This is a genomic window from Streptomyces sp. NPDC027189, from assembly GCF_055566975.1.
Map to the genome: position 1 here is coordinate 448,329 of NZ_JBVHRI010000004.1, position 25,863 is coordinate 474,191.

Annotated in this window: 22 protein-coding genes; 8 read left to right on the top strand and 14 right to left on the bottom strand. The window is 70.7% G+C overall.

The features are described from left to right. The first annotated feature begins 72 nt into the window (after nt 1–72). Nucleotides 73–318 carry a hypothetical protein gene (locus ACZ4RZ_RS12965; protein ID WP_467744348.1) on the top strand — a complete coding sequence of 82 codons (246 nt, stop codon included), beginning with the start codon at nt 73–75 and terminating at the stop codon, nt 316–318. A 419-nt stretch (nt 319–737) separates the two neighbouring features. Here ACZ4RZ_RS12965 and ACZ4RZ_RS12970 read toward each other — a convergent pair whose 3' ends face one another. Then, complete coding sequence (locus ACZ4RZ_RS12970) at nt 738–1,712, bottom strand: chaplin (protein ID WP_467744328.1); 975 nt, start codon at nt 1,710–1,712, stop codon at nt 738–740. Nucleotides 1,713–1,844: 132 nt separating this feature from the next. Continuing rightward, nucleotides 1,845–2,102: a chaplin gene (locus ACZ4RZ_RS12975; protein WP_467744099.1), complete on the bottom strand. Its 258-nt coding sequence runs from the start codon at nt 2,100–2,102 to the stop codon at nt 1,845–1,847. Nucleotides 2,103–2,624: 522 nt separating this feature from the next. On the opposite strand from ACZ4RZ_RS12975, the gene ACZ4RZ_RS12980 reads away from it, so the two are divergent. Further along, nucleotides 2,625–3,038: a rodlin gene (locus ACZ4RZ_RS12980; RefSeq protein ID WP_467744100.1), complete on the top strand. Its 414-nt coding sequence runs from the start codon at nt 2,625–2,627 to the stop codon at nt 3,036–3,038. Between the two features lie 201 nt (nt 3,039–3,239). Continuing rightward, nucleotides 3,240–3,650, top strand: a complete 411-nt coding sequence (locus tag ACZ4RZ_RS12985) for a rodlin (protein WP_467744102.1) — start codon at nt 3,240–3,242, stop codon at nt 3,648–3,650. 90 nt (nt 3,651–3,740) lie between these two features. Here the strand turns inward: ACZ4RZ_RS12985 and ACZ4RZ_RS12990 are convergent, their stop codons facing one another. From ACZ4RZ_RS12990 to ACZ4RZ_RS13005, 4 genes are all read right to left on the bottom strand, one after another. After that, nucleotides 3,741–5,684: an AMP-dependent synthetase/ligase gene (locus ACZ4RZ_RS12990; RefSeq protein ID WP_467744104.1), complete on the bottom strand. Its 1,944-nt coding sequence runs from the start codon at nt 5,682–5,684 to the stop codon at nt 3,741–3,743. Between the two features lie 82 nt (nt 5,685–5,766). Next, the gene (locus ACZ4RZ_RS12995; RefSeq protein ID WP_467744330.1) at nt 5,767–7,362 is read right to left on the bottom strand and encodes a vWA domain-containing protein; all 1,596 of its coding nucleotides are present in this window, start codon (nt 7,360–7,362) and stop codon (nt 5,767–5,769) included. Between the two features lie 159 nt (nt 7,363–7,521). Further along, nucleotides 7,522–8,385 carry an ABC transporter permease gene (locus ACZ4RZ_RS13000; RefSeq protein ID WP_467744106.1) on the bottom strand — a complete coding sequence of 288 codons (864 nt, stop codon included), beginning with the start codon at nt 8,383–8,385 and terminating at the stop codon, nt 7,522–7,524. Beyond that, nucleotides 8,382–11,027, bottom strand: a complete 2,646-nt coding sequence (locus tag ACZ4RZ_RS13005; RefSeq protein ID WP_467744108.1) for an alpha/beta fold hydrolase — start codon at nt 11,025–11,027, stop codon at nt 8,382–8,384. Before ACZ4RZ_RS13005 ends, ACZ4RZ_RS13000 begins: the two co-directional genes overlap by 4 nt. A gap of 117 nt (nt 11,028–11,144) precedes the next feature. On the opposite strand from ACZ4RZ_RS13005, the gene ACZ4RZ_RS13010 reads away from it, so the two are divergent. Then, nucleotides 11,145–11,555, top strand: coding sequence for a GNAT family N-acetyltransferase (locus ACZ4RZ_RS13010; protein ID WP_467744110.1), 411 nt, complete (start codon nt 11,145–11,147; stop codon nt 11,553–11,555). Between the two features lie 4 nt (nt 11,556–11,559). Here the strand turns inward: ACZ4RZ_RS13010 and ACZ4RZ_RS13015 are convergent, their stop codons facing one another. The 6 genes from ACZ4RZ_RS13015 to iolC all read right to left on the bottom strand — a co-directional run bounded on the left by ACZ4RZ_RS13015 (nt 11,560) and on the right by iolC (nt 19,619). Further along, nucleotides 11,560–12,969 carry an APC family permease gene (locus ACZ4RZ_RS13015; RefSeq protein ID WP_467744111.1) on the bottom strand — a complete coding sequence of 470 codons (1,410 nt, stop codon included), beginning with the start codon at nt 12,967–12,969 and terminating at the stop codon, nt 11,560–11,562. A 496-nt stretch (nt 12,970–13,465) separates the two neighbouring features. Continuing rightward, nucleotides 13,466–14,968 (bottom strand): CoA-acylating methylmalonate-semialdehyde dehydrogenase, encoded by a 1,503-nt coding sequence (gene mmsA, locus ACZ4RZ_RS13020; RefSeq protein WP_467744113.1) that lies wholly within the window; start codon nt 14,966–14,968, stop codon nt 13,466–13,468. Between the two features lie 14 nt (nt 14,969–14,982). Next, the gene (iolD, locus tag ACZ4RZ_RS13025; RefSeq protein WP_467744115.1) at nt 14,983–16,866 is read right to left on the bottom strand and encodes a 3D-(3,5/4)-trihydroxycyclohexane-1,2-dione acylhydrolase (decyclizing); all 1,884 of its coding nucleotides are present in this window, start codon (nt 16,864–16,866) and stop codon (nt 14,983–14,985) included. Further along, nucleotides 16,863–17,687 carry a 5-deoxy-glucuronate isomerase gene (gene iolB / locus ACZ4RZ_RS13030; protein WP_467744116.1) on the bottom strand — a complete coding sequence of 275 codons (825 nt, stop codon included), beginning with the start codon at nt 17,685–17,687 and terminating at the stop codon, nt 16,863–16,865. The genes iolD and iolB overlap by 4 nt, the downstream gene beginning before the upstream one ends. 7 nt (nt 17,688–17,694) lie before the next feature. Next, nucleotides 17,695–18,591, bottom strand: a complete 897-nt coding sequence (locus ACZ4RZ_RS13035) for a Cgl0159 family (beta/alpha)8-fold protein (RefSeq protein ID WP_467744332.1) — start codon at nt 18,589–18,591, stop codon at nt 17,695–17,697. 77 nt (nt 18,592–18,668) lie between these two features. Further along, on the bottom strand, nt 18,669–19,619 hold the full coding sequence (gene iolC / locus ACZ4RZ_RS13040; RefSeq protein WP_467744117.1) for a 5-dehydro-2-deoxygluconokinase: 951 nt from the start codon (nt 19,617–19,619) through the stop codon (nt 18,669–18,671). Nucleotides 19,620–19,741: 122 nt separating this feature from the next. Here iolC and ACZ4RZ_RS13045 point away from each other — a divergent pair, with 122 nt between their 5' ends. Together ACZ4RZ_RS13045 and ACZ4RZ_RS13050 are read left to right on the top strand one after the other, a co-directional pair. Next, nucleotides 19,742–20,692: a sugar phosphate isomerase/epimerase family protein gene (locus tag ACZ4RZ_RS13045; protein ID WP_467744119.1), complete on the top strand. Its 951-nt coding sequence runs from the start codon at nt 19,742–19,744 to the stop codon at nt 20,690–20,692. Nucleotides 20,693–20,875: 183 nt separating this feature from the next. Further along, on the top strand, nt 20,876–21,892 hold the full coding sequence (locus ACZ4RZ_RS13050; RefSeq protein WP_467744120.1) for a helix-turn-helix domain-containing protein: 1,017 nt from the start codon (nt 20,876–20,878) through the stop codon (nt 21,890–21,892). A gap of 52 nt (nt 21,893–21,944) precedes the next feature. Here ACZ4RZ_RS13050 and ACZ4RZ_RS13055 read toward each other — a convergent pair whose 3' ends face one another. After that, nucleotides 21,945–23,147: an IS110 family RNA-guided transposase gene (locus ACZ4RZ_RS13055; protein WP_467744121.1), complete on the bottom strand. Its 1,203-nt coding sequence runs from the start codon at nt 23,145–23,147 to the stop codon at nt 21,945–21,947. A 758-nt stretch (nt 23,148–23,905) separates the two neighbouring features. On the opposite strand from ACZ4RZ_RS13055, the gene ACZ4RZ_RS13060 reads away from it, so the two are divergent. Together ACZ4RZ_RS13060 and ACZ4RZ_RS13065 are read left to right on the top strand one after the other, a co-directional pair. Further along, a complete protein-coding gene (locus ACZ4RZ_RS13060; protein WP_467744123.1) occupies nt 23,906–24,106 on the top strand; it encodes a helix-turn-helix transcriptional regulator in 201 nt (66 codons plus the stop codon). Between the two features lie 96 nt (nt 24,107–24,202). After that, entirely contained in the window at nt 24,203–24,799 is a 597-nt protein-coding gene (locus ACZ4RZ_RS13065) for a GNAT family N-acetyltransferase (RefSeq protein WP_467744125.1), read from the top strand. On the opposite strand, the gene ACZ4RZ_RS13070 is transcribed toward ACZ4RZ_RS13065, so the two are convergent. Further along, nucleotides 24,780–25,823 (bottom strand): zinc-dependent alcohol dehydrogenase family protein, encoded by a 1,044-nt coding sequence (locus ACZ4RZ_RS13070; protein ID WP_467744127.1) that lies wholly within the window; start codon nt 25,821–25,823, stop codon nt 24,780–24,782. The two genes, ACZ4RZ_RS13065 and ACZ4RZ_RS13070, sit on opposite strands and share 20 nt — an antisense overlap. Nucleotides 25,824–25,863 lie beyond the last annotated feature (40 nt).

Below are 25,863 nucleotides of genomic sequence, written 5' to 3' on the forward strand. Positions count from 1 at the left end.
CGCCCGTGCCGGTGCCGCGTTCGTGGTGGAGAACTACGCGCCGCTCGGCGCGCTGCGGCCGCGGGCCAGGGCGTGGAAGCCCGGCACGGCGAGCCGATCCCGGTCGAGATGTTCGCCCGGTACGGCCTGCGGTTCGCCCGCAACGCCGTGCACGGCGTCGACGAACGCACCGTGGTCCGCGTACAGGGCTGCTCCGGCGGATTCGAGGCGGTTACCGAGGACGGCGCGATGCTGCGCCGCTGGCCGGTGGCCCTGGCCGTCGGCGTCCTGCCCTTCGTCGAGGTGCCCGCAACGCTGCGTGACCTCGGCCCCTCGTAGGTCTCGCACAGCAGCCACCACGGCGAACTCTCCCGCTTGGGGGGCCGCGACGTCACGGTGATCGGCGGCGGCCAGGCCGCGCTGGAGACGGCGGACGCTCCTCTCCGAGCAGGGAACCCGCGTACGGGTCATGGCCCGCGCCGGCCAGCTGATCTGAAACGGCCTGCCGCGACCCGGGAGCGACCCTGGTGGCAGTCGGCCCGCTCCGCGCACAGCGGGCCTGGGCTGCGGCTGGCGCAACTGGTTCTACGCCGAGCGCCCCGGCCTGTTCCGCCGATTCCCGGAGACCACCCGCGCCCGGATCGCGGCCATGGCACTGGGGCCGGCGGGCGCGTAGTGGGTGCGCGACCGCATCGACCGGGTGGCGACGCGGCTTGGGTGCCGGGCGCGGTGAGGCGTCCGGCACCCAGAGCGGAGTACTACCGGCGGGGCGCGGCTCGGCCCCTGCGGTACAGGAGGGTTCCGCCCGCCAGCAGGGCGACGCTGGCGGCCGAGGCCGCGAGCACGCCCTCACTGCCGGTGCGCGGCAGCATGGGGGCGGCGCCGGGCGGCTGTTCGTTGCCCGGAGACGGGATGTTCGGAGGGGTGGCGGGATGGGCTTTCTTCACCGTAGGGGGGGCCGTCAGAGGAGTCGTCGGCGGCGCAACCGGAGGCGGAACCGTCGGCGGCGCAACCGGAGGCGGAGTCGTCAGAGGAGTCGTCGGCGGCGCAACCGGAGGCGGAGTCGTCAGAGGAGTCGTCGGCGGCGCAACCGGAGGCGGAACCGTCGGCGGCGCAACCGGAGGCGGAGTCGTCAACGGAGTCGTCGGCGGCGCAGCCGGAGGCGGAGTCGTCAGAGGAGTCGTCGGCGGCGCAACCGGAGGCGGAACCGTCGGCGGCGCAACCGGAGGCGGAGTCGTCAACGGAGTCGTCGGCGGCGCAACCGGAGGAGTCGTCAACGGAGTCGTCGGCGGGTACTCGTTCGCGCACTCGTTGCCGTAGGCGGGGTTGAGCGCGCCGATCACGTCCACCGCGTTGCCGCAGGCGTTGACCGGAACGTCCACCGGCGTCTGGGCGGTGTTGCCCGACAGGACGCCGGGCGAATCGTGGGCCTCGCCGTGCGCCGAGGAGCCGGAGCCGGGCGAATCATCGGCGCCGGGTGAGGCGCTTGGCGCACCCTGCAACGGGCTCGAACTCGAGCTGTTGGCACAGGAGTTCCCGAACGCCGGGTTGAGCGCGGCGATGACGTTGACCGTATTGCCGCAGGCGTTCACCGGCACGTGCACCGGAACCTGGACATTGTTGCCCGACGCGACGCCGGGTGAGTCCGTGGCGGCTCCGTTCGCGTTCGAGTCCGCGAAGCCGGGGGTGGCGTACAGGGACAGGATGCCCGTCGCCGCCGCGGCCACGACCACTCCCCTACTCAGGGTCTGTCGCAATCTCGTTGTCTTCCTGCTGGTAGAAGTGAGGAAAGCCGGCCCTGGAACCGATGGGGCAATCCAAGGCCGGCCCTGACACAGTCGGGGCAGTTGATGCGCCGTGTTGCGTCAGCTGTTGCTGCAGGTATTGCCGGACGTCGGGTTCAGCAGGGCGATGATGTCGATCGTGTTGCCGCACACGTTGACAGGAATGTGCACGGGAACCTGGACCACGTTGCCCGAGAGGACACCCGGGCTGTTGGCAGCGGCACCGTCGGCGCCGGCGTCGGCGAAGGCGGGGGCGGCCATTCCCAGAGCCATGATCGTGCCGACGACGAGAGCAGCGCTCTTCTTGTGCTTCACATGCTTTCCCTTCTCTGAGGTCATGCCCCTTTGACGGCCGAAACCGAGCGAGCACAGCATGAACGGCTCGCACCATGACCTGCACGCCGTAAACGAGGGATAGGCGTACAAAGAAACTCAGGAACGTGCACTGCCCGGTAATTCACTCGAACGCATCGCGCCGAAATGACGCCGTGCCCCTATAGCATGCAGAAACGATAGAAGCAGAAACGCTTCTTGCTTCGGGCGCGGCGGATCAACTGCCGCTGGCGCCGATGCCGGAGAGTCGCCTGGTTGCCGCACTGCCTTCTTGAGCATTTCTCCGGGCCCTTTCCGACAGAGACGCATACCTCCGCTCCTCCGCCAACCGAAGGCGGCGCGAATGGTTTCGCGGCTTCACCCGGATGGACCGTTCGCGGCCCTGAAATTCGTGGAACAACTGGCACGCGGACGGGGTGTACATGCCGTTCAAATGGGCCAATGGAGTGAATCGGAGCAACCATGCAGGCCGGGGCCAGTTGTCCAGGGCGCTCCGGTGGACGGGGTTATTCCAGAAGGGACCAGTAAGTGATCAAGAAGGTTATGGCTGCCGCGGCAGTCGCCGTTTCCGTCGTCGGAGCTTCGGCCGCCGCCGCGCCCCAGGCGCTGGCCATCGGCAACGACGGGGGCGTCACCACCAGCAACGGCAACAACTCGCAGCAGATCTACGGCAACCAGGCGACGTACGGCACCATGAGCCCGCAGATGGCGCTCATCCAGGGATCGCTGAACAAGCCCTGCGTCGGTCTGCCGGTCAAGGGCAACATCGGCTCGGTCGCCGGCGTCGTTCCGGTCACCGCCCTCCAGGACGTCCCGGTCCTGTCGTCCCCGCAGAACCAGCAGTGCACCGAGAACTCCACCCAGGCCAAGGGCGACGAGCCGCTCTCGCACATCCTGGACAACATCCCGGTCCTGTCGGGCAACGGCGCCAGCGGCAGCTGATCCGCCGCGTACAGCGGGCCGTCGGTCTCTCCCGGCGGCCCGCTGCCGCTGTCAACGGTGGCAGCGGCAGCGACGCGTCAACTCCGGTCTCAAGGAACCCTCTGGGCCATTCGGGGCACACCCCCGCAACCCCATCGTTCACCGCGCTGTTGATCACCACGCGGCTCCGCAACGGAGCCCGCTCTCCGAAAGGGAACGAACATGAAGAAGCTGTGGGCGACCGCGGCCATTGCCGCCTCCGTCGCCGGTGTCTCGGCCATCGCCACCCCCCAGGCGCTGGCCATCGGCAACGACGACGGCGTCACCACCAGCAACGGCAACAACTCCGTCCAGTCGTACGGCAACCAGGAAACGCGCGGCAACATGAGCCCCCAGCTCGCGCTCGTGCAGGGCTCGCTGAACAAGCCGTGCGTCGGCCTGCCGGCCAAGGCGAACGTAGGCTCGGTCGTGGGCGTCGTTCCGGTCACCGCCCTCCAGGACGTCCCGGTCCTCTCGGCCCCGCAGAACCAGCAGTGCACCGAGAACTCCACCCAGGCCAAGGGCGACGAGCCGCTCTCGCACATCCTGGACAACATCCCGGTCCTGTCGGGCAACGGCGCCACCACCAGCTGATCAATTCGGCAGCGCGCACAGCGGGCCGCTCCTCGGAGCGGCCCGCTGTTCCCATGTCCGCCGGTCCCATGGCGGCCATCGGGGGGTCTCTCAGGTCCGGTAAAGGGCCTCGATCTCGGCCGCGTACGCCGCCGTCACCGCGTGGCGCTTGACCTTCAGGGACGGGGTGAGAAGGCCATTGTCCTCGGTGAACTCGCCCTCCACCAAGGCGAATCGGCGGATGGACTCGGCCCGGGAGACCGCTTCGTTGGCATAGTCCACGGCCTTCTGGACGTCGGCGCGCATCCGGGGGTCGCACACGACCTCGGACAGCGAGGTGTCCGCCGGCAGTTTGCGGACGGCGAGCCAGTGGGCGACGGAATCGGGGTCGAGGGTGATCAGGGCCGCGACGAACGGGCGGTTGTCGCCGACAACGAGGCACTGGCCGACCGGCGGGCGGCTGCGCAGCCGGTCCTCCAGGACTGCCGGGGAGACGTTCTTGCCGCCGGAGGTGATGAGGATGTCCTTCTTGCGCCCGGTGATGGTGAGGTAGCCGTCCTCGTCCAGCGCGCCGAGGTCGCCGGTGGCGAACCAGTCGTCCAGCAGTACCGCGTCCGTCGCCGCCGGGTTGTTCCAGTAGGCGCCGAAGACGACGCCGCCCTTGATGAGGACCTCGCCGTCGTCGGCGATCCGGACAGCCGTGCCCGGGACCGGGAGGCCGACCGTGCCGGGGCGGGGCTTCAGGGGCGGGACGATGGTGGCGGCGGCGGTGGTCTCGGTCAGTCCGTAGCCCTCGTAGACGATGATTCCGGCCGCGTAGAAGAAGAGGTTGAGGTTGCGGTCGAGCGGGGAGCCGCCGCTGATGGCGTAGCGGGCGCGGCCGCCGAGTTCCTTGCGGATACGGCGGTAGACCAGCAGGTCGTACAGTGCCCAGGCGGCGTACAGGCCGGGCCCGGGCCCCTTGCCCACGCCGAGGAACTTGTTCAGGTACGCCTCTCCGAAGCGGACGCCGATGCGATCGGCGCGGTCGAAGGAGGCGCCGCGGCCGATCTTCTCGGCGGTGGCGCGCCCTGTGTCGTGGATCTTCTCGAAGAGGTACGGGACGCCCACCAGGAAGGTGGGGCGGAACTCCTTGAGTGCCGGGCGGAGTTCGTCGGGCTTGATGCTCGGACAGTGGCCGATCTCGATGCGGGCCATCAGGCAGGCGATCTGGAGGCAGCGGCCCAGGATGTGGGCGAGCGGGAGGAAGAGGAGGGTCGAGGCGACCTGGCCGGTGACCTCCTTGAAGATGGGGTGGAGCAACTCGACCGTGTTGGCGGCCTCGGCGTAGAGATTGGCGTGGGTGAGGACGCAGCCCTTGGGTCTGCCCGTGGTTCCGGAGGTGTAGCAGACCGTCGCCACCGTGTCGGGGGTGAGGGCGGCGCGGCGCTTGGTGACCTCCTCGTCCGGGATGTCCCGTCCCAGAGCGGCGAGTTCACCGATCGCGTTCCCCGCCGCGGCAGCGGCTGAGGTCGGTGTCAGCTGCCAGACGCGCGGGGGTTCGGGGTGCCGGGCCGTGCCGGTGGCGACGGTGTCCGTGTTCTCGGCGGTCTCGACGATCACGAAGCGCGCGCCCGAGTCCCTTACGATCCACTCCACTTGCTCGGCGGACGAGGTCGCGTAGATGGGGACGGTCTGGCCGCCGGCCGCCCAGATCGCGAAGTCGAGCACCGTCCATTCGTAGCGCGTACGGGACATCACCGCGACCCGGCCGCCCGGTTCGAGCCCCGCCGCGATCAACCCCTTCGCGGTGGCGGTGACTTCGCGGGCGAAGGCGGCCGCGGTCACCGGGTGCCAGACGCCGTGTTCCTTGCGGCGCAGGACGACCGTGTCGGGTGCCTCGGCCGCGTTGGTGAAGGGCAGGTCGGCGGTGCTGCCGGCGGTGGGGTTCGGTGCCAGCGGGGCAGTGCGCGCCTCACGCACCACTCCGGCCGCGTCCCTGACCAGCTCCACCTTGCTGCGACCGGCCAGGTCGGTGCGCTGCTTGGCCCGCTTCAGATCCTTGCGTACGCCCATGTCGGCTCCCGGTCGCAGGGTTCTTACTCATGGGTCAACTTACTCGGGCGTAATGGAAATTCAATGGGTTGGACACGGTCGGTCAGCCGGAGCAGCCCGCCTCGCAGTTGTTCATCTCGCTCGCCTGCTTGACCGCGGTGGCGAGGCCGCGTACGGCCGCGTCCTCGGAGACGGCCGCGAGTTTGCGGGCGCGGGTGGCGAGTTCGTCCAGGGGGAGGGCGCCGGGCAGGGTACCGCTCCAGCGGGCGTCGTCCGCGCGCAGGGCGTCGGCGAAGTAGGCGGCCACCGCGGCGACTTGGAAGGAGGTGGGCGAGGTCCACAGGTCGTCGTGGAGGGCGGTGGTCTCCAGCTGGCCGGACTCCTCGTGCGGGGCGCGGGTGTCGGGGTCCAGCCAGCGCACACTCGCGGTGGCGAGGTGCCCCGAGGCGCCGGGCCTGGTGCGGACGGCGTACAGGGCGGTCACCATGTGGCCGGGGCCCACCTCGCCGCCGTCCACCCGGTCGTTGCGGAAGTCCTCGTCGGCGACCTTGCGGTTGTCGTAGCCGATCAGCCGGAACTTCTCGACCGTCTGCGGGTCGAAAGCGACCTGCGCCTTGGCGTCGCGGGCCGTGAGGTCGATGTTCTGCGGGAGCTGGTCACAGAAGACTTTGCGGGCGTCGTCCTCGTTCGAGACGTAGGTGGTGTGGCCGTCGCCCTTGTCGGCGAGGCGCTCCATCAGGGCGTCGCCGTAGTCGCTGCCCACGCCGACGCCGAAGAGGGTGATGCCGTGCTCGCGGCGGGCGCCGGAGATCCGCTCCAGGATGCTGTCCGCGTCCGTGTCGCCGGTGTTGGCGAGCGCGTCGGAGATCAGCACGACCCGGTTGGTGGCGCCCTCGCGCAGGCCCTCGACCGCCGTGTCGTACCCGGTGTCCACGCCCGCGCCGAGGTTGGTCGACTCCTGCGGCTCCAGACTGTCGATCGCGTCGTGCACGCGGCCGCGGTGGTCGCCGAGGCGGGTCATCGGCAGGACCGTCTCGGCGTCGTCGCTGAAGGTGACCAGGGCGACCGAGTCGTCGTCGCGCAGCCGGTCGGTCATCACGTCGAGGGAGTCCTTGGCCAGATCGAGACGGCCCGGTTCCGACATCGAGCCGGAGACGTCGATGACGAACGTGAGGGCGGCGGGCGGGCGTTCACGGTTGTCCTCGGCCGCCCGGGTAGCGAGGCCCACCCGGATCAGCGACCAGCGGTCGTCGTCCGTACGGGCGCCGTCGACGGTGACCGAGAAGCCGTTGCCGTCGGGGCGCTCGTAGTTCTGGCGGAAGCTGTTGACGAATTCCTCGGGGCGGATCGTGGCGGGGTCGGGGATCCGGCCGTTCGCGAGGGTGCGACGGGCGTAGCCGTACGAAGCGGTGTCGACGTCGAGGGCGAAGGTGGAGAGGTAGTCGGGGGACGGCGCGATCTCGCGGTCGGGGGCGCCGGTCTGCTCGCCCTCCTGCTGTCCCCGTGCCGTGCCCGAGTCCGGCTGGGCAGGGGCGGGCAGGGGGAGGTTGCGCCCGCCGGATTTATCGGCGCCGTCCGACGAGTTGCCGCTGCCGCTCGCGCTGCACCCCGTCAGCAGCACGGCGCCCGCCGCCGTCAGCGCGAGCAGGGTGCCGCGCAGTCGACGGCTTCCTGTGGCCCGCGTCCGTATGTGGTCCATCCCCATCTGTGCCCCCTCGGTGAGCGGCCTGTGTGTGGGCCGACGTCTGTGACTGTGACGTCCGAGGGGGCCTGGATGTGCGCTCCGGGGCATTGCGGATGGATCTCGAAGCGGCCACGGCGGGCGGCCGTCGAGACCGGTAGGTGATCCTCCGGAGACCTACGACACGATGTCCTTGCGCCGGAAACCGCGGAAGGCCAGGGCGAACAGCACCAGCGCGTACGTTATGGAAATCGCCGTGCCCTGGATCATGCCGCTCCACTCCGGGTTCGGCTGAACGGCGTCGGCCCAGGCGAACTGCCAGTGCGCGGGCAGGAAGTCGCGCCAGTCGCCGAGGGCGGTGACCGCGTCCAGTACGTTCCCCACGATCGTCAGGCCGACCGCGCCGCCGACCGCCCCCAGCGGGGCGTCCGTCTTGGTCGACAACCAGAACGCGAGCCCCGCGGTGACCAGTTGGGACACGAAGATGTACGCGATCACCACGAGGAGCCGCTGGGTCGCGGTGCCCGCGGCGAGCGCGCCGCCGGTGGGGATCTCCAGCGGGCCCCAGCCGTAGGCCGCGGTGCCCACCGCGATCGCGACCACCGGCAGCAGCACCATCGCGGCAAGGCTGAGGCCGAGGGCGACGGTGAGCTTCGACCACAGCAGGCGGGCCCTGGGCACGGGGGCCGCCAGCAGATAGCGCAGCGACGACCAGCTCGCCTCGGAGGCGATGGTGTCCCCGCAGAACAGCGCGACCGGGATCACCAGCAGGAAGCCCGCCGACACGAACAGGTTCACCGCGGCGAAGTTCGCGCCCGACGCGGTGGCCGTGTCCATCAGCGTGACCTGGCCGTTGCGCGAGCCGGGGTCGCCGCCGATGGCGAAGGCGACAACAAGGACGAAGGGCAGCGCCGCCAGGATCGCCCCCATCACGAGGGTGCGGCGCCGCTTCAACTGCCGGATCAGCTCCACGCGCAACGGAAGCGTGCGCCGCGCCCGGTACCCGTCGGCCGTCTCGGTGCGCTCCACGAGCGTGCTCATGCCGAGCCTCCGATCAGGGTGAGGAACGCGTCTTCCAGACGGCGGTGGGGGCCCACCGACGCCACGGGCACTTCGAGCCGTACGAGCTCCACGACCAGGCGCTCCGCGCTTCCGCCGGGATCGAGGCGGACCAGCAGCCCGCCCTCGGCGGCAGCGGCCGAGGCCACGCCCGGCAGCGCGCCGACCTTCTCGACGACCGGCTCGTCCACGGGGGAACCGGTGCCGACCAGGAGGGTGTCGCCGGAGCCGACGATCTCGCTCACCGGGCCCGCCTGGACCAGCCGGCCGCGGTCCATGACCACCAGATGGGTGCAGGACTGCTCGACCTCGGCCAGGAGATGGCTGGAGACGATGACCGTGCGGCCCGCGGCGGCGTACCGGATCATGACCTTGCGCATCTCGCGGATCTGTGGCGGGTCGAGGCCGTTGGTCGGTTCGTCGAGGATCAGGAGGTCCGGGAGGCCGAGCATCGCCTGGGCGATGGCGAGGCGTTGGCGCATGCCCTGGGAGTAGGTGCGGACCGCGCGGGCCAGCGCGTCGCCGAGGCCCGCGATCTCCAGCGCCTCCTCCAGGTGCGCGTCCTCGGGCGGACGGCCCGTCGCCTGCCAGTACAGCTCCAGGTTTTCGCGCCCCGAGAGGTGCGGCAGGAAGCCCGCGCCCTCGACGAACGCCCCGACCCGGGAGAGCACCGGCGCGCCCGGCCGGATCGCGTGCCCGAAGACGCGGATCTCGCCGCCGTCGGGCTTGATCAGGCCCATGAGCATGCGCAGGGTGGTCGTCTTGCCCGCGCCGTTCGGCCCGAGCAGGCCGAGGACCTGGCCCTTCTCCACGCGGAACGAGAGGTCCCGTACCGCGTACCGGTCCGCCGACTTCGCGTAACGCTTGCTCAAGTCGGTGATCTGGAGGGGGACTTCGGCCAGCTCCGGATCGGGCGCCCCGGCCGTCGTACGGCGGCGGCCCGTCAGCAGCAGTGCCAGCGCGACCAGCGCTCCGGCCGCCGGCAGCCACCACACCCAGGCGGGCAGCGGCGCGGCGGCGGTCGTCACGCCGGGCGCCGTCGGGACCTGGAGGTCGCTCTTCAGGGACACGGTGTACGTCGCCGGGGCCGCCGGTGAGGCATAGCCGAGGTCGGTCGAGGCGAGGACCAGCTTCAGCCGGTGGCCCTTCTGCACCTCGTGGTCGATGGCGGGCAGGGTGACCGTGACATCCTTGCCGGACTTCGCGCCCGTCACCCGCAGCGGCGTGACCAGCTGCGAGGGCAGCACCTGCTGGGCACCGCCCGGCCCGACGTCGTACACCTTCCCGAACAGGACGGCGTCGTCGCTGCTCGACGTGACGTGCACCGTCACCGTAGGCGACCCGGTGATCCTCAGATCGCTGCCGAACGCCGCGGAGTCGAACTGCGCGTACTGGCCCGGGAAGTCGAGGGAGATCCCGACGCCCAGGGACGAGAGCTGCGCGAGGCCGCCCGAGCCGCCGAGGCCGGGGAGGGCCGAGATGGCGGGCGGATTCGCGCCCGCCGGGTTCTCGAAGCGCTGCTCGCGGCCGCTCAGCGTGATGGCGTGCTGCCCGCTCTCCAGTCCGGGGTAGGTGTCCCCGCTCGCGCCCCTCAGCAGGGCCGCGCCGTCGGTGGAGTCGATGCCTCCGGTACGGGTGACGCGGAAGGCGGGGCCCGTGTCGGCGTTCTTGTCGTCCTTCAGGTAGCGGTCGAACCAGGAGCCGACCCGGGACTCGACGCGGCTCGTCTCCATGTCGCCGCCGTCGTGGCCGCCGGAGATCCAGTCGACGTCGACCGGCGCGCCGCCCGCCCTGATCGCCTTGGCCATCGCGTCGGCGTGGCCGAGCGGGAAGAGGGAGTCGGACTGGCCCTGCACGATGAGCGTGGGCACCTTGATGCGGTCGCCGACGGCGGAAGGGCTGCGCTCCTCGAGGAGCCGAGCGGCCGCCGCGTCCGGCTTTCCGGCCTCCGCCACCCGGTTGTACATCGCGCACAACTGGGCCTGGAACTGGTCGCAGCCACCGCCGGAGTTGATGAAGATGCCGGCCCAGAGCTTCTTGAAGACCCCGTTCGGAAAGAGGGCGTCCGACAGGTTCCAGTACGTGATCGCCGGGGCGATCGCGTCGACCCGCTGGTCGTAGGCGGCGGCCAGCAGGGAGATCGCCCCGCCGTACGAGGCGCCGGTGACGCCCACGCGCGGGTCCCCGCTCTTGTCGAGCCGGACCTCCGGGCGCTTCGCCAGCCAGTCGATGAGCTTCGAGACGTCGGTGACCTCGGCCTTGGGGTCGTTCAGCCCGATCTTGCCGGTGGACTTGCCGAAGCCGCGCGCCGACCAGGTGAGCACCGCGTACCCGTAACGGGCGAGCTTCTCCGCCTCGTCCCGTACGTCCTCCTTGCTGCCGCCGAAGCCGTGCGCCAGGAGGACGGCGGGGCGGCGGTCCGAGGACGAGCCGGCGGTGAAGTACGAGGTGTCGATGCGCACCCCGCCGCCCATGGCCATGACGCGGTCGGCGCGGTGCACGGGCGCGGTGTCGTCCGAGGCGACGGCCGTCCATGTGCCCGCGCCGGCGAGCACGACGACGGCGGCGGCCGCGGCCGCGATCCACCGCCTGGGCCCGCGCAGTCGGGGCAGTCGAAGATCCATGCCCTCAACGGTACGGGTGAGCGCCGACAACCGATGCAGCCACCGGGCTGAACCCCCGCCCCTCCCAGGGGAGTACGGCCCCGGTCCCGCATACCGCGTCCGTGGTACGAACGGCCCATGGAGATGCGCCGCGCCAGCACCGTCGACGAACTGACCGCCGCCGAGTACCTCTTCGACCACCCCGTGCGCCCCCAGTGGGCCCAGCGCTTCCTGGACACCCAGGGCCACCACCTCTTCCTCGCGTACGAGGACGGCAGTCCTGTCGGCTTCATCAGCGGGGTCGAGACGGTCCACCCCGACAAGGGCACCGAGATGTTCCTGTACGAGCTGGCGGTCGCCGAGCCGTTCCGGCGGCGCGGCACCGGGCGTGCGCTGATCCGGGGGCTCGCCGCCCTGGCCCGCGATCGCGGCTGCTACGGCATGTGGGTCGGCGTCGACACCGGAAACGACGTCGCCCTTGCCACCTACCGCAGCGCGGGTGGCAAGGACGACGGGTCGTGCACGGTGATGGCGTGGGACTTCGAATAGACCGTCAGGCCTGCGCGTCCTCCGGGATCGACACCAGCCAGCGGGTCTCGCGGCGCGGCCGCAGGTAGAAGGCCCAGTACAGGGTGGCGGCGGCCGTGATGCCGCCGGTCCAGAGCAGGTAGCTCGTCTCCTGCTGGCTCAGGATGTACGCGAGGACCGCGATCAGCAGGACCGGCATCGCGGGCCACAGCGGCATGCGCCAGGCTGGCGTGTCGGCGTGCTTGCCGCGGCGGGCGAGCAGAGCGGCGACCGCGACCAGCAGGTACATGCCCGTCACCGACACGCCGGTCACGCCGTACAGCGTGTCCAGGTTGACGAAGCACAGGGCCGCGCCGGGGACGCCCACGAGGAGGGTGGCGACCCAGGGGGAGCCGAAGCGGCCGAGCCGCGAGAGGCCCTTGTTGACCGGCTCGGGCCACGCCTTGTCGCGGGCCGAGGCGAACAGCACCCGGGAGTTCTGGATGACCATGACGATGCCGGCGTTGATGATCGCGAGGGCCACGCAGAGGCTGACGAAGGTGCCGACGGCGGAGTTCGACCAGGCCGTGACCATGCTGCTGATGTCACCGCCGGTCAGGGTCGACAGGTCGGAGGCGCCCATGGTGATCGCGACGACCGGGACCAGGATGATGACCGTGGAGATGGCCAGGGTGGCGAGGACGGTGCGGGCGACGTTGCGGCGCGGGTTCTCCAGTTCCTCGGAGAGGTAGACCGCGGTCGAGAAGCCCTGGGTGACGAAGAGGGCGATCGCGAGCCCGGAGACGATCAGCATGGCCGTCACCGTGTCCGTGTGACCTCCGGAGCCCGCCACCTGCATCGAGACCAGGCTGCCGGCGCCGCGCTGGCTGTGCGCGAAGCCCAGGACCGCCACGACGGCCGCCGCGATGACTTCGAGGACCAGGAAGACGCCGGTGATCCAGGCGTTGGCCCGCAGGTCGAGCAGGCCCGCGAGGGTGGCCAGGATCATCACTCCCGCGCCGGCCATCGACGGGTTCAGGTGCACGATCGGCGCCAGGTAGTCCGCCGTGCCCATCGCGATCACCGGCGGCACGATCATGACGACCAGGAGGGAGAGCACGAAGACCAGCCAGCCCGCGAGGCGTCCGGCCATCGTGGAGACCATGGCGTACTCGCCGCCCGCGCTGGGGATGAGGGTGCCCAGCTCCGAGTAGCAGAACGCCACGGCGATACAGAGCAGCGAACCGATCGCGATGGTGAGCGCGGTCGCCGTGCCGAGGGACGAGAACAGGTCGGGCACGACCACGAACAGGGTGGAGGCGGGCGTCACGCAGGAGAGCGTCAGCAGGGTGCCGCCGACGATGCCGATGGAGCGCTTGAGCTTTTGGGGGTTCCCGGACGCCGTGGGGGCGGCGTCCAGGACGGCGGTCTCGACAGGGCGAAGCGTGTCGGTCATGAAGCGGTTCCGATCGACTCGTGCGTCAGGTGATTCGGGCGGGAGCGTTATCGCCTCCGGCGGCTCGCGTCGTACGTCTCTTCGTCCGCTCCCGGCGTTGATGGAACCTTGACGGAAACCGTTGCGTCAATGGCCGTTTACCTACGGAATCCGTAGTAGCGGAGCGATGCAAGTCACATCACTTTCCCAGGCGTCGACACCCCTGTATGGCAATCATCAATACTCAACAGAATCTGACCTTGCTTTCAAAGGTCACATCGGTCTGTAGCATTCGTCACCCGTTTCATCACCTCATGACGAGAACCGCAGTCGAGGCGCCAAAACTCGCCAGGATTGGTCCGCACTCCGGACTCTTACCGAACAGTAGAGTCCCGCCGCACAGAAGAAGCACAGCCAAGGGTGGGGAGAGCCAGGGGTGGGGAACCTGAGCAACCCGGCTCGCCGAACACGGCGGTGCCCCGCGCCTCGGACGAGGGGCGGGGCACCGGTTACCAGCTCAGTGGTTGCGCGGGAAGCCCAGGTCGACGCCGGTCGGGGCCTCGGAGGGGTCCGGCCAGCGGGTGGTGACGACCTTGCCGCGGGTGTAGAAGTGCGTGCCGTCGTTGCCGTAGATGTGGTGGTCTCCGAAGAGGGAGTCCTTCCAGCCGCCGAAGGAGTGGTAGCCCACGGGGACCGGAATCGGGACGTTCACGCCGACCATGCCGGCCTCGATCTCCAGCTGGAAGCGGCGGGCCGCGCCGCCGTCCCGGGTGAAGATCGCGGTGCCGTTGCCGAAGGGGGACGCGTTGATCAGCGCCACGCCCTCCTCGTAGGTGTCGACGCGCAGCACGCACAGGACGGGGCCGAAGATCTCGTCCTTGTACGCGTCCGCCGTCACCGGCACACGGTCAAGGAGCGACAGACCAATCCAGTGGCCGTCCTCGAAGCCCTCGACCGTGTATCCCGTGCCGTCGAGGACGACCTCGGAGCCCTGGTCGGCGGCGCCCTTCACGTACGACGCCACCTTGTCGCGGTGCGCGGCCGTGATCAGCGGACCCATCTCGGAGGTCGGGTCGTCGCCGGGGCCGATCTTGATCTTCTCGGCGCGCTCGCGGATCTTCTCCACCAGCTCGTCGCCGATCGAGCCGACGGCCACGACGGCCGAGATGGCCATGCAGCGCTCGCCCGCGGAGCCGTACGCCGCCGACACCGCCGCGTCCGCCGCCGCGTCCAGGTCCGCATCCGGGAGGACCAGCATGTGGTTCTTCGCGCCGCCGAGGGCCTGTACGCGCTTGCCGTTCGCGGCGGCCGTGGTGTGGATGTACCGGGCGATCGGGGTCGAGCCGACGAAGGAGACGGCCTTGACGTCCGGGTGCTCCAGAAGGCGGTCGACGGCGACCTTGTCACCGTGCACGACGTTGAAGACGCCGTCCGGCAGACCGGCCTCGGCCAGCAGCTCGGCGATCTTCATGGCCGCCGACGGGTCCTTCTCGGACGGCTTCAGGACGAAGGTGTTGCCGCACGCGATGGCGAGCGGGAACATCCACATCGGGACCATCGCCGGGAAGTTGAACGGAGTGATGCCGGCGACGACGCCGAGCGGCTGCCGGATCGAGGACACGTCCACCCGGGAGGCCACCTCGGTCGACAGCTCGCCCTTCAGCTGCACGGTGATCCCGCACGCCAGGTCGACGATCTCCAGACCGCGCGCGACCTCACCGAGCGCGTCGGAGTGGACCTTGCCGTGCTCGGCGGTGATCAGTTCGGCGATCTCGTCGCGGTGGGCGTCGAGCAGCGCGCGGAACTTGAACAGGATCGTGGTCCGCTTGGCCAGCGAGGACTGGCCCCAGGTCGCGTACGCGTCCTTCGCGGCGGCGACCGCGGCGTCGACCTCGTCGACGGTCGCGAAGGCGACCTGCGTGGTCACGGCGCCGGTCGCCGGGTCGGTGACCGGCCCGTACGTACCCGACGCACCCTCGACGGTCTTCCCACCGATCCAGTGGTTGACGGTCTTCGTCATGGCCAAAAACTCCTTCACAGATGGCGGCGTCGGGCGGCGACGTGCCGGTCGTACTCCTCGCGCGCCTTGACCGCCGACGATCGGGTCGCGGTCTCGGCCACAGGTACATCCCACCAGGCTTGGGCCGGAGGCGCGCCCGACACTGTGTCTGCCGTTTCGGTCTCCACGTAGACACATGTGGGAGTGTCCGCGGCCCGGGCCTCGGAGAGCGCGGCCCGCAGGTCGCGGACGGTCTTCGCGCGTAGGACCCGCATGCCGAGGCTGGCCGCGTTGGCGGCGAGATCGACGGGCAGCGGCGCCCCCGTGTGCGTACCGTCCTGGGACCGGTAGCGGTACGCGGTGCCGAACCGCTCGCCGCCCACGGACTCGGAGAGGCCGCCGATGGAGGCGTACCCGTGGTTCTGCAGGATGAGCACCTTGATCGCGACGCCCTCCTGCACGGCGGTGACGATCTCCGTCGGCATCATCAGATACGTGCCGTCGCCGACCAGCGCCCAGACGGGACGGTCGGGGGCCGCCATCCGTACGCCGATCGCGGCCGGGATCTCGTAGCCCATGCACGAGTAGCCGTACTCGACGTGGTACTGGTCCCGCGACCGCGTCCGCCACAGTTTGTGCAGGTCGCCGGGGAGCGAGCCGGCCGCGTTGATCAGGATGTCGTCCTCGGTGACCAGCTCGTCGAGTATGCCGAGGACCTGCGGCTGGGTCGGCCGGATGTCGACGTCCTCGGCCTCGTACGCCGCGTCGACCCGGTACTCCCAGCGCTCCTTGTCGTCCGTGTACTCGGTGACGTAAGCGGGCTCGGCACGGTGCTTGTGCAGCAGCAGTGCCTCGGTGAGCTCTTCGAGTCCCACGCGCGCGTCCGCGATCACCGTCTGCCCGGAGAGCTTGTGGCCGTCGTAGGGCGCGATGTTGAGGTTCAGGAAGCGGACGCCCGAGGCGGTGAAGAGGGTGCCGGAGGCGGTCGTGAAGTCGGTGTAGCGGGTGCCGACGCCGATCACCAGGTCGGCGGTGCGAGCGAGCTCGTCGGCGGCCGCGGTGCCGGTGTGCCCGATGCCGCCGACGTCCTGCGGGTGGTCCCAGCGCAGGGAACCCTTGCCGGCCTGGGTGGAGGCGACGGGGATGCGGGTGGCGGCGGCGAGTTCGCCGAGCGCCTCCTCGGCGCGGCTGTGGTGGACACCGCCGCCCGCCACGATCAGGGGGCGGCGGGCGTCGCGGATCGCCCGTACGGCGGCGGCCAGTTCGCTCTGGTCCGGCGCCGGACGGCGCACGGTCCAGGTCCGCTCGGCGAAGAACTCCTCCGGCCAGTCGTACGCCTCCGCCTGGACGTCCTGCGGCAGCGCGAGCGTGACCGCGCCGGTCTCGACGGGGTCGCTGAGCACCCGCATGGCCTGCAGCGCGGCCGGGATCAGGGCTTCCGGCCGGGTGATCCGGTCGAAGTACTTCGACACCGGGCGCAGACAGTCGTTGACCGACACATCGCCCGCGTAGGGGACTTCGAGCTGCTGGAGCACCGGGTCGGCGGGGCGGGTCGCGAAGACGTCGCCGGGAAGGAGCAGGACCGGGAGGTGGTTGATCGTCGCGAGGGCGGCGCCGGTGACGAGGTTGGTCGCGCCCGGGCCGATGGAGGTGGTCACGGCGTGCGTCGACATCCGGTTGCTCTGTCGTGCGTACCCGACCGCCGCATGAACCATGGCCTGCTCGTTACGGCCCTGGTGGTACGGCATCTCGTCGGCGTACTCGACGAGCGCCTGCCCCAGTCCGGCGACGTTGCCGTGGCCGAAGATGCCCCAGGTGGCGGCGATCAGCCGCTGCCGCTCGTCGTCCCGTTCCGTGTACTGGGCGGCCAGGAACCGCACCAGCGCCTGTGCGACCGTCAGCCTCGTCGTTGAGGTCATCGGTATCCCTCTGTGCTCTCTACGTGTCCCGGGTGGAAGCAGATCCGCCACTCCCGGTCCTCGCCCGGTCCGGCCATCACGTTCAGGTAGTACATCGTGTGACCGGGCTGGGCGATGGACGGGCCGTGCCATCCGTCGGGGACGAGGACGGCATCGCCGGTGCGGACCTCGGCGAGGACGTCGGATCCGCCCTCGCGCGAAGGGAATACGCGCTGATAGCCGAATCCGTTCGGGCCGTCGATCTCGAAGTAGTAGATCTCCTCGAGCTCCGATTCGATACCGGGCCGGTGCTCGTCGTGCTTGTGCGGCGGGTACGAGGACCAGTTGCCGCCGGGCGTGATGACCTCGACGGCGATGAGCTTGTCGCAGTCGAAGGCGTCGGCGGAGGCGAAATTGCGCACCTTGCGGGCGCAGTTGCCGCTGCCGCGGTCTTCGACGGGAACCTCCGGCGCGGGGCCGTAGCGGGCGGGGAGTCGGCGCTCGCACTTCGCTCCTGCCAGGGCGAAGCGGCCTCCCGCGCCGGAGGCGATCTGGGCCCGGGCGTCACGGGGCACGTAGGCGAAGTCGGAGACTCCGGCGAACACGCTCTCTCTGCCCAGGAGTTGGAATTCTTCGTCGTCCTCCACCTGCACGGCGCAACCACCGTTGAGGGGAAGGACGATCCACTCGCTGTCACCGGTGGTGAAGGTGTGCGTACCGCCGGGTCCCAGCTCCACGATCCGCAGGCTGCTGTGGGTCCAGCCGGCCCGCTTGGGGTCGATGTCGAGCGCGTAGTTCGCGTCGGCGGTGGTGCCCTTGGGGACATACAGCTCGTTGCTCATGCGGCCCTCACAGGAGTCCTACGGCGGTGTCCACGGCCGCGGCCACATCGCCGTCCGCCGGGTAGAGCAGCGAACGGCCGACCACCAGGCCCTGGACGGTGGGGAGTTGCAGCGCGCCGCGCCACTTCTCGTACGCGCCTTCCTGGTCCTCCGCGACGTCGCCGCCGAGGAGGACGGCGGGCAGGGTGGAGGTCTCCATGACACGGGCCATGTCGTCGGGGTTCTCGGTGACGGGGACCTTGAGCCAGGTGTACGCCGAACTGCCGCCCAGGCCACTGGCGATGGCGATGGACTTGGTGACGGCCTCGGCACTCAGGTCGTTGCGCAGCGTCCCGTCGTCACGGCGGCGGCACAGGAACGGCTCGACGAAGACCGGAAGTCGGCGCTCCGCCATCTCGTCGATGATCCGGGCGGTCGCCTCCAGGGTGCGCAGCGAGCCCGGGTCGTCGTAGTCGATGCGCAGCAGCAGCTTGCCCGCGTCGAAGCCGAGCCGCTCGATGTCCCGCGGGCGGTGCCCGGTGAACCGGTCGTCCAGCTCGAAGGAGGCGCCCGCGAGTCCGCCCCGGTTCATCGACCCGATGACCACCCTGCCGTCGAGGGCGCCGAGCAGCAGCAGGTCGTCGAGGATGTCGGCGGTGGCGAGCACGCCGTCGACCCCGGGACGGGACAGGGCGAGGCAGAGCCGTTCGAGGAGGTCGGCGCGGCCGGCCATGGCGAACTTGCGGTCGCCGACGGCCAGGGCGCCGCGGGCCGGGTGGTCCGCGGCGATGATCATCAGCCGGCCCGAGTCGTTGACGAGGGGGCGGCGGGGACGGCGGGCGGCGGCCTCGGCGATCGCCTCGGGGTGATGGGTGCGGGTGCGGACGAGGTCGGCGACGTCGACGCGTTGGTGCGGGGATCGCAGCCGCTCGTACGCGACGGGGGCACCCGTGGGCACGCCTCCCCCTTCTTCGTGCCGCGCTCCCCCGACATGTCCCGCCCTCACAGCACCGCTCCCGCCGTGAGCGCGTCCTCGACCTCTTCGGGTGTCGGCATCGCGGAGGAGCACTCCAGACGGGACGCGACGATGGCTCCGGCTGCGTTCGCGTGCCGCATGACGCGCTCCAGGTCCCAGTCCGCGAGCAGGCCGTGGCACAGGGAGCCGCCGAAGGCGTCGCCGGCACCGAGGCCGTTGAGCACCGTCACCGGGAGGGGCGGGACCTCGGCCGAGGTGCCGTCGCGGTGCACGGCGAGGACGCCCTTGGGACCCTGCTTGACGACGGCGAGCTCCACGCCGGCTTCCAGCAGGGCTCGGGCGGCCGTGTGCGGTTCCCGCTCGCCCGTGGCGATCTCGACCTCGTCCACATTGCCGACGGCCACGGTGGTGTGGCGCAGGGCCTCGGCATAGAACGGCCGGGCGGAGGCCGGGTCCTTCCAGAACATGGGCCGCCAGTCGAGGTCGAAGACCGTCGTACCGGACTTGGCGCGGTGGGCCAGCGCCGCGAGGGTCGCCGTACGGCTGGGCTCCTCGCTCAGACCCGTACCCGTCACCCAGAAGACGCGGGCTTCGCGGATGGCGTCCAGGTCGAGGTCGTGCGCGTCGATCTCCAGGTCGGGGGCCTTGGGCCGGCGGTAGAAGTACAGCGGGAAGTCGTCCGGCGGGAAGATCTCGCAGAAGGTGACGGGGGTCGGCAGGCCGGGGACCGGAGTGACCCAGCGGTCGTCGACGCCGAAGTCGCGCAGCGCCTCGTGGAGGTAGGTGCCGAAGGGGTCCTCACCCGTCCGAGTAATCACCGCGGTGCGACGTCCGAGCCGGGCGGCGGCCACCGCGACGTTCGTCGCCGAGCCGCCGAGGAACTTCCCGAATGACGTCACCTGGGCCAGCGGGACCCCCGTCTGCAACGGGTAGAGGTCCACGCCGATCCGCCCCATGGTGATCAGGTCGTAGGCCATCGGCTTCCCTTCACTTCGGCTGCCCCCAGGTGTATTCCCGCGCGGGGAGCCCTGTCAATGTTTTGTCCGGACATCCGGACCAGGCCTTGACACCTCTCCGGGGTCGCCGGAAGCTGACGCCCATGACGTCGTTGCCACCGCAGCCATCGCCTCAGTCGCCGCAGCCGTCGCCTCCGTCCTCACTGTCCCGCATCCGGATCGGTTCGGCTCCCGACTCCTGGGGCGTCTGGTTCCCCGATGACCCCCAGCAGGTTCCCTGGCAGCGCTTCCTCGACGAGGTCTCCGCGTCCGGGTACGAGTGGATCGAGCTGGGCCCGTACGGCTATCTGCCCACCGATCCGGCCGTCCTCAAGGAGGAGACCGCGCGGCGCGGGCTCACCGTGTCGGCCGGCACGGTGTTCACCGGGCTGCACCGGGGTCCGGCGGTGTGGGAGTCCACCTGGGCGCATGTCTCGGACATCGCGGCGCTCACCCAGGCGACGGGTGCCGAGCACCTCGTCGTCATTCCGGCCTTCTGGCGGGACGACAAGACCGGTGCGGTGCTGGAGGACAGCACGCTGACGCCGACGCAGTGGCGCAATCTGACCGCCCAGACCGAGCGGCTCGCCCACGAGGTGCGTGAGCGCTACGGGCTGCGGATCGTCGTCCACCCGCACGCGGACACACATATCGACAGCGAGGAGAACGTCACGCGTTTCCTCGACGCGACCGATTCCTCGCTCGTGTCGCTGTGCCTCGACACGGGCCACTACGCGTACTGCGGCGGCGACAGCGTCAAGCTCATCGAGACATACGGCGAGCGCATCGGCTACCTCCACCTCAAGCAGGTGGACCCGCTGATCCTGGCCGAGGTCCGTGCGGACGAGATGCCGTTCGGACCCGCCGTGGCCCGTGGCGTGATGTGCGAACCGCCATCCGGCGTACCGGCGCTGGAGCCCGTCCTCGCCGCCGCGCAGCGGCTCGGCGTCGACCTCTTCGCGATCGTCGAGCAGGACATGTACCCCTGCCCGCCGGACAAGCCGCTGCCGATCGCGCGGCGGACCCGGGCGTTCCTGAGGTCCTGCGGGGCGTAAGCGACTTCGAGGTCCTGCGGGACGCAAGCCATTCCGAGCTCCCGCGGGCGTGAGCACCGTGGTCGTGGGGCCCGCCGAGAGCCCGGGCCTCGGCGGGCCTTCCGGTCCTCCTGTGCCCGTTGCACCATGGGTTTTCCCACGACAGGGCCCAGGGTGCGGGCGGCGGCCGGAGGGACGTACCGGATGGCGACAGGGCAGCGGGCGCGGGACGGGATCGTCTCGCGTGCGGGGAACGGGCCGGGCGGTGCCTGGGAGAACGTGGTCGCGCTGCCTCATCCGCGGCTGCGGCCCGGGGTGATCAGCTACCGCGGGATCCGGCTCGCCCTCGACGGGCCACGACGCAGGCTGGAGGCACCGATCGGCGCGGCGACGCTGCTGCTGGGCTTCGAGCAGCCGCTACGCATCTCCCGCGCGGGGCGGCCTCCCGCCACGCTCGTGTCGGTGTTCTCCGGGCCGACGACCACCGCGGCTGTCGGCGAGCACGGCGGACGGCTCGCCGGCATCGAGGTGCTGCTGGCGCCGTGGGCCGCGTTCACCCTCTTCGGCACGCCGCAGTACGAACTCGCCGACCGGACGGTCGATCCCGACGAACTGCCGCATCCGCTGGGCGCGCGTCGGAGCCGGGACCGCTGGAGCAGCATCGGTGAACTCTCCGCCGCACTGGCCGCGTTGCCCGGCTGGGCCGAACGGTTCGGGCTGCTCGACGACGTGTTCGCGCGCTGGGCCGATGCGGGAACGCCGAGTTCGGCGCGGGTGGTGCGGGCCTGGGGGCACCTCCAGCGGACCTGGGGCGCGATACCGGTGCCCCGGCTCGCCGACGAGGTCGGCTGGAGCGTACGGCAGTTGGAGAACCGTTTCCGGGAGCAGATCGGGCTCGGACCGAAGGCCGCGGCGCGGGTGCTGCGGCTGCAGCGGGCGCGGCGGCTGCTCGCGGCGGGGCGCTCGCAGGCCGAGACGGCGGCGGCGTGCGGGTTCTACGACCAGGCGCACCTCAGTGGGGAGTTCAAGGCGATGACCGGGTGCACGCCGCGCGAGTTCACGACGGCGCGGGGGGCTCCGCCGGTTCGCCCCGGTCCGCCGGGGGCCGATCGGATGGCAGGGGAGGCTACAAGCCTGGTGCTCGCTCCTGACCGGAACGCGATCGATCGGAATGCGATTGATCGGAATGCGATTTTTTCCAAGACCAGTGGGATGCGCTGACTGCACGCTGGGGTCTTCCGGCCACGAACCCGGGGTGCCTCTATGTCTTTCGTCAAGCGAGGCGTGGGGTTCTTGGTTCGTAGAAGGTGCCGTCGCGGAGCATCGCGAACAGCACGCTGATGCGGTGGCGGGCCAGGCGGAGGAGAGCCTGCGTGTGGGTCTTTCCGCGGGCCCGGCATTTGTCGTAGTAGGTGCGGGAGGCGGGATCGTGCAGGGCGGCGAACGCGGACAGGAACATCGCGCGTTTGAGTTGCCGGTTGCCACCCCGTGGCGCGTGTTCGCCGTGGATCGACGTGCCGGACGACTTCGTGGTCGGGGCGAGGCCGGCGTAGGAGGCCAGGTGGGCGGCGGTGGGGAAGCTGGTGCCGTCGCCGACGGTGACCAGCAAGGTGGCGGCGGTCCTGACCCCGACCCCCGGAATCGAGGTCAGGACCTTCGAAAGAGGGTGCTGCTCCAGCAGGGCCTCGATCTGGGCCTCCAGGGCCCGGCGCTGGTCGTGAACGGCGGCGAGCGAGCGGGCCAGGGACGGGATCACGATGTCGAGCGTGCCGGTGCCCGGGACGACGACGGTCTGCTCGTCGAGCGCGTCGAAGACCTCGTCGATCAGTCGCTGTGCCATGCGCGGGGCCTTGGGCCGGATCACCTCAACCAGCCTGCGACGACCGGCCTTTCTAAGCGCGGCCGGGGAACCGTAGCGTTCCAGCAGCCAGGTCACGGCAGGGTGGTCCAGGCGGGGGCCGAGGGCGCGTTCCAGCGAGGGGTGGAACTGGGTGAGCAGGCCACGTATGCGGTTGGAGGTGCGGGTGGCCTCGGCCGCGAGGTCCTGGTCGAAGCCGACCAGTACGGTCAGTTCGGCGGTGATCTCGTCGGTCAGTTCCAGCGAGCGCAGGGTGTGCGGCATCGTCCGGGCGGCGTCCGCGATCACCGCGGCGTCCTTCGCGTCGGTCTTCGCCTCGCCCGGATACAGGTCGGCGATCCGCCGCATGGCCAGACCCGGCAGGTAGGCGACCTTGCAGCCCGCGTCCCGGGCGACCGTGAGCGGGAGGGCTCCGATGGAGGCGGGCTGGTCCACGATCACCAGGACGGTTCCGAACTTCACCGCGAGCTTGTCGAACACGGCCCGCAGCTTCGGCTCGCTGTTGGGCAGCTGCTTGTCGAAGACCTTCTTGCCGGCCGGAGTCAGCCCGTGCCCGTGATGGGCGGTCTTGCCAACGTCCAGGCCGAGGAACACGCCCACGTCGTCGATGTCGTACAACCCGTCCTCCCGAACAGGGCTCGTGCGGTGCTGGCCAGGGCGACGGCGCCGTACGCGCGCATCCACGTTATGCAGACCTGCCGCCCACAAGCGGCCGGGCATTGCGCTCGGCCAGGCGGTAGTCGGACCTCTCATCAGCGTCTCCAACGGCACCCCACGGGCCCGGTGACACCACCCCCCAGGTCATGCGCTCGACAGGGGGGAACAGTCATGCCGGGCCCGGAGGCCAGCGGTCCTCTTGCAGGACCGCGAAGAACATAACGGGGGATGCGGGGAGCCGGTGGGCCGGGCCCGGCGCAGCGGGTCCGGCCCATCTTGGCTTGCCCGTACGGGGCGGTGCAGCTCGACCCTGGTTGACTTGACCCTGGTTGACTTGACCCTGGTTGACTTGACCCTGGTTGAACGGCACCCGCCGCTGCCGGCTGTGCCCACCCCTCCCGCCCTGCGTGACGATTGCCCACAGCGGTTGGCGTGACGGACCGGCCGGCCTCGGCGGCGCACCCCCACAGCGGCAGCGGCAGCGGTACTTGCGGCAATCGCCCCTCGGGCCGAATGCATCACTCGTGTCACAAAGAACCCCCTTCTGTCACACATGTCGCGTGTACGCGGGTCTTGGGTCACACCCCGTCTACAGGGGCTGTCCTGCGCTCACGCCGTGTCGTTCACGGGGCACAGGCTTTGTGATCGCCAGCGCAGCGCCCGGCTCCCCCGACGGCCGCCCCCGGCCGCCGCCGCGGTGCGCGCAGGGAGGTGCCACCATGACCGACCGTGGGCTCTGGTCGTACAAGGAGATCGCCGCGCACATCAAGGTGCAGCCGGACACCGTGCGGTCCTACCGCAAGCACGGACTGCTCCCCCCGCCCGACCATGTGGAGGGCGGAAAGCCCTACTGGTACGCGGATACCGTCCGGGCCTGGGTCGCCTCCCGGCCAGGAAATCGCGGCCACAGAGACGACTGACGTACGCCCGGCGCGCGCTCTGCCCCGCACGCGCCGGGCGGGGCACAGCCACTAATTCGTTTGCCCGTGCACCGGTCGGCTGCCGAAGATCCGGAGATGACTCCGACCGACTTCTCCCTCAAGCCCGTCCTCACCGGTGACAGGACTGTCCTGCGACCCTTCACCGAGGACGACGCCCCCGGTATCGCGGAGATCATCGAGGACCCCGAGGTCATCCGCTTCACCGGCGAGCCCTCGAACGAACTCACCCTGGAACGGCTGCGTTCCTGGTACGGCTCCCGCAGCGCGCAGACCGACCGGCTGGACCTCGCCGTGACCGACCGCGCGACCGGTGAACTCGTCGGCGAGGTCGTCCTCTACGACTGGAACCCTGCCGGCCGCAGCTGCACCTTCCGCACGCTCGTCGGCCCCCGGGGGCGCGGGAGGGGGCTCGGCACGGAGGCCGCCCGGCTCATCGTCGGTCACGGCTTCGAACAACTGGGCCTGCACCGCATCGAGTTGGAGCTGTACAGCGACAACCACCGGGCCCGCCGCGTCTACGACAAGGTCGGCTTCGTCGAGGAGGGCGTCCGGCGCCAGACCGAGATGCGGGACGGCGTCTGGGCCGACGAGACGATCATGTCGATCCTCGCCCACGAGTGGGCCGCACACCGCGGGCGCCCGAAGACGGGGGTCAGCTCCACGGCTCGATGACCGTCACCCCCGACCCCGCTGCCGTCCCCATCGCCGCCAGCGCGGCGGGTACCGCGTCCAGCGGGATGGCGGACGTCACCAGGAGGTCGGGCCGGAGCACCCCCGCCCGGACCAGCTCCAGCATCCCCGGGTAGGCGTGCGCCGCCATCCCGTGGCTGCCCAGCAGTTCGAGTTCGAGACCGATCACGCGGGCCATCGGGACCGGGGTGGAACCCGTCGGCGAGGGCAGCAGGCCCACCTGGACATGGCGGCCCCGGCGGCGCAGGCCGTTCACCGAAGCCGCGCAGGTGACCGGGGAGCCGAGGGCGTCCAGCGACACATGTGCGCCGCCGCCCGTCAGCTCGCGGACCGCCTCCGCCGTGTCCTCCACACGGGACGCGTCCACACACTCCGCCGCCCCGAACTTCCGGGCCAGGTCGAGCGCCCCCGGCGACACATCGACGGCCACGACCCTCGTCCCCGACGCCGCCGCGATCATCACCGCCGACAGGCCCACGCCTCCACAGCCGTGCACCGCGACCCACTCCCCCGCGGCCGCCCGCCCCTGCGCGACCACCGCGCGGAACGCCGTGGCGAACCGGCAGCCCAGCGAGGCCGCCGTCGCGAAGGACAGCTCGTCCGGCACCGCGACCAGGTTCACATCGGCGTGGTCGAGTGCCACGTACTGCGCGAAGGAGCCCCAGTGCGTGAACCCCGGCTGGGTCTGCCGTTCACACACCTGCTGGTCGCCCGCCGCGCACGAGGGACAACTTCCGCAGGCGCAGACGAACGGGACGGTGACCCGGTCGCCGGGGTGCCAGCCGGTCACCCGGGCGCCCACCGCCTCGACGACCCCGGCGAGTTCGTGCCCCGGCACATGCGGCAGCGTGATGTCCGGGTCGTGCCCCATCCAGCCGTGCCAGTCGCTGCGGCACAGCCCGGTGGCCTCGACCCGCACCACGACCCCGTGCTCCGCGGGAGTCGGGTCCGCCACCTCACGTACCTCGGCCGGCTCCCCGTACCGCTCGAACACCACTGCCCGCATCCGTCTCGCCCTCCACCCGGAGATCACCTTCCGGGTGAAC

Bases quoted from the DNA above. Each gene is read 5' to 3' on its own strand.
- ACZ4RZ_RS12975 (WP_467744099.1), bottom strand. From the start codon at position 2,102: ATGACCTCAGAGAAGGGAAAGCATGTGAAGCACAAGAAGAGCGCTGCT.
- ACZ4RZ_RS12985 (WP_467744102.1), top strand. From the start codon at position 3,240: ATGAAGAAGCTGTGGGCGACCGCGGCCATTGCCGCCTCCGTCGCCGGT.
- ACZ4RZ_RS12990 (WP_467744104.1), bottom strand. From the start codon at position 5,684: ATGGGCGTACGCAAGGATCTGAAGCGGGCCAAGCAGCGCACCGACCTG.
- ACZ4RZ_RS12995 (WP_467744330.1), bottom strand. From the start codon at position 7,362: ATGGACCACATACGGACGCGGGCCACAGGAAGCCGTCGACTGCGCGGC.
- ACZ4RZ_RS13000 (WP_467744106.1), bottom strand. From the start codon at position 8,385: ATGAGCACGCTCGTGGAGCGCACCGAGACGGCCGACGGGTACCGGGCG.
- ACZ4RZ_RS13005 (WP_467744108.1), bottom strand. From the start codon at position 11,027: ATGGATCTTCGACTGCCCCGACTGCGCGGGCCCAGGCGGTGGATCGCG.
- ACZ4RZ_RS13010 (WP_467744110.1), top strand. From the start codon at position 11,145: ATGGAGATGCGCCGCGCCAGCACCGTCGACGAACTGACCGCCGCCGAG.
- ACZ4RZ_RS13015 (WP_467744111.1), bottom strand. From the start codon at position 12,969: ATGACCGACACGCTTCGCCCTGTCGAGACCGCCGTCCTGGACGCCGCC.
- mmsA (WP_467744113.1), bottom strand. From the start codon at position 14,968: ATGACGAAGACCGTCAACCACTGGATCGGTGGGAAGACCGTCGAGGGT.
- iolD (WP_467744115.1), bottom strand. From the start codon at position 16,866: ATGACCTCAACGACGAGGCTGACGGTCGCACAGGCGCTGGTGCGGTTC.
- iolB (WP_467744116.1), bottom strand. From the start codon at position 17,687: ATGAGCAACGAGCTGTATGTCCCCAAGGGCACCACCGCCGACGCGAAC.
- iolC (WP_467744117.1), bottom strand. From the start codon at position 19,619: ATGGCCTACGACCTGATCACCATGGGGCGGATCGGCGTGGACCTCTAC.
- ACZ4RZ_RS13045 (WP_467744119.1), top strand. From the start codon at position 19,742: ATGACGTCGTTGCCACCGCAGCCATCGCCTCAGTCGCCGCAGCCGTCG.
- ACZ4RZ_RS13050 (WP_467744120.1), top strand. From the start codon at position 20,876: ATGGCGACAGGGCAGCGGGCGCGGGACGGGATCGTCTCGCGTGCGGGG.
- ACZ4RZ_RS13060 (WP_467744123.1), top strand. From the start codon at position 23,906: ATGACCGACCGTGGGCTCTGGTCGTACAAGGAGATCGCCGCGCACATC.
- ACZ4RZ_RS13065 (WP_467744125.1), top strand. From the start codon at position 24,203: ATGACTCCGACCGACTTCTCCCTCAAGCCCGTCCTCACCGGTGACAGG.
- ACZ4RZ_RS13070 (WP_467744127.1), bottom strand. From the start codon at position 25,823: ATGCGGGCAGTGGTGTTCGAGCGGTACGGGGAGCCGGCCGAGGTACGT.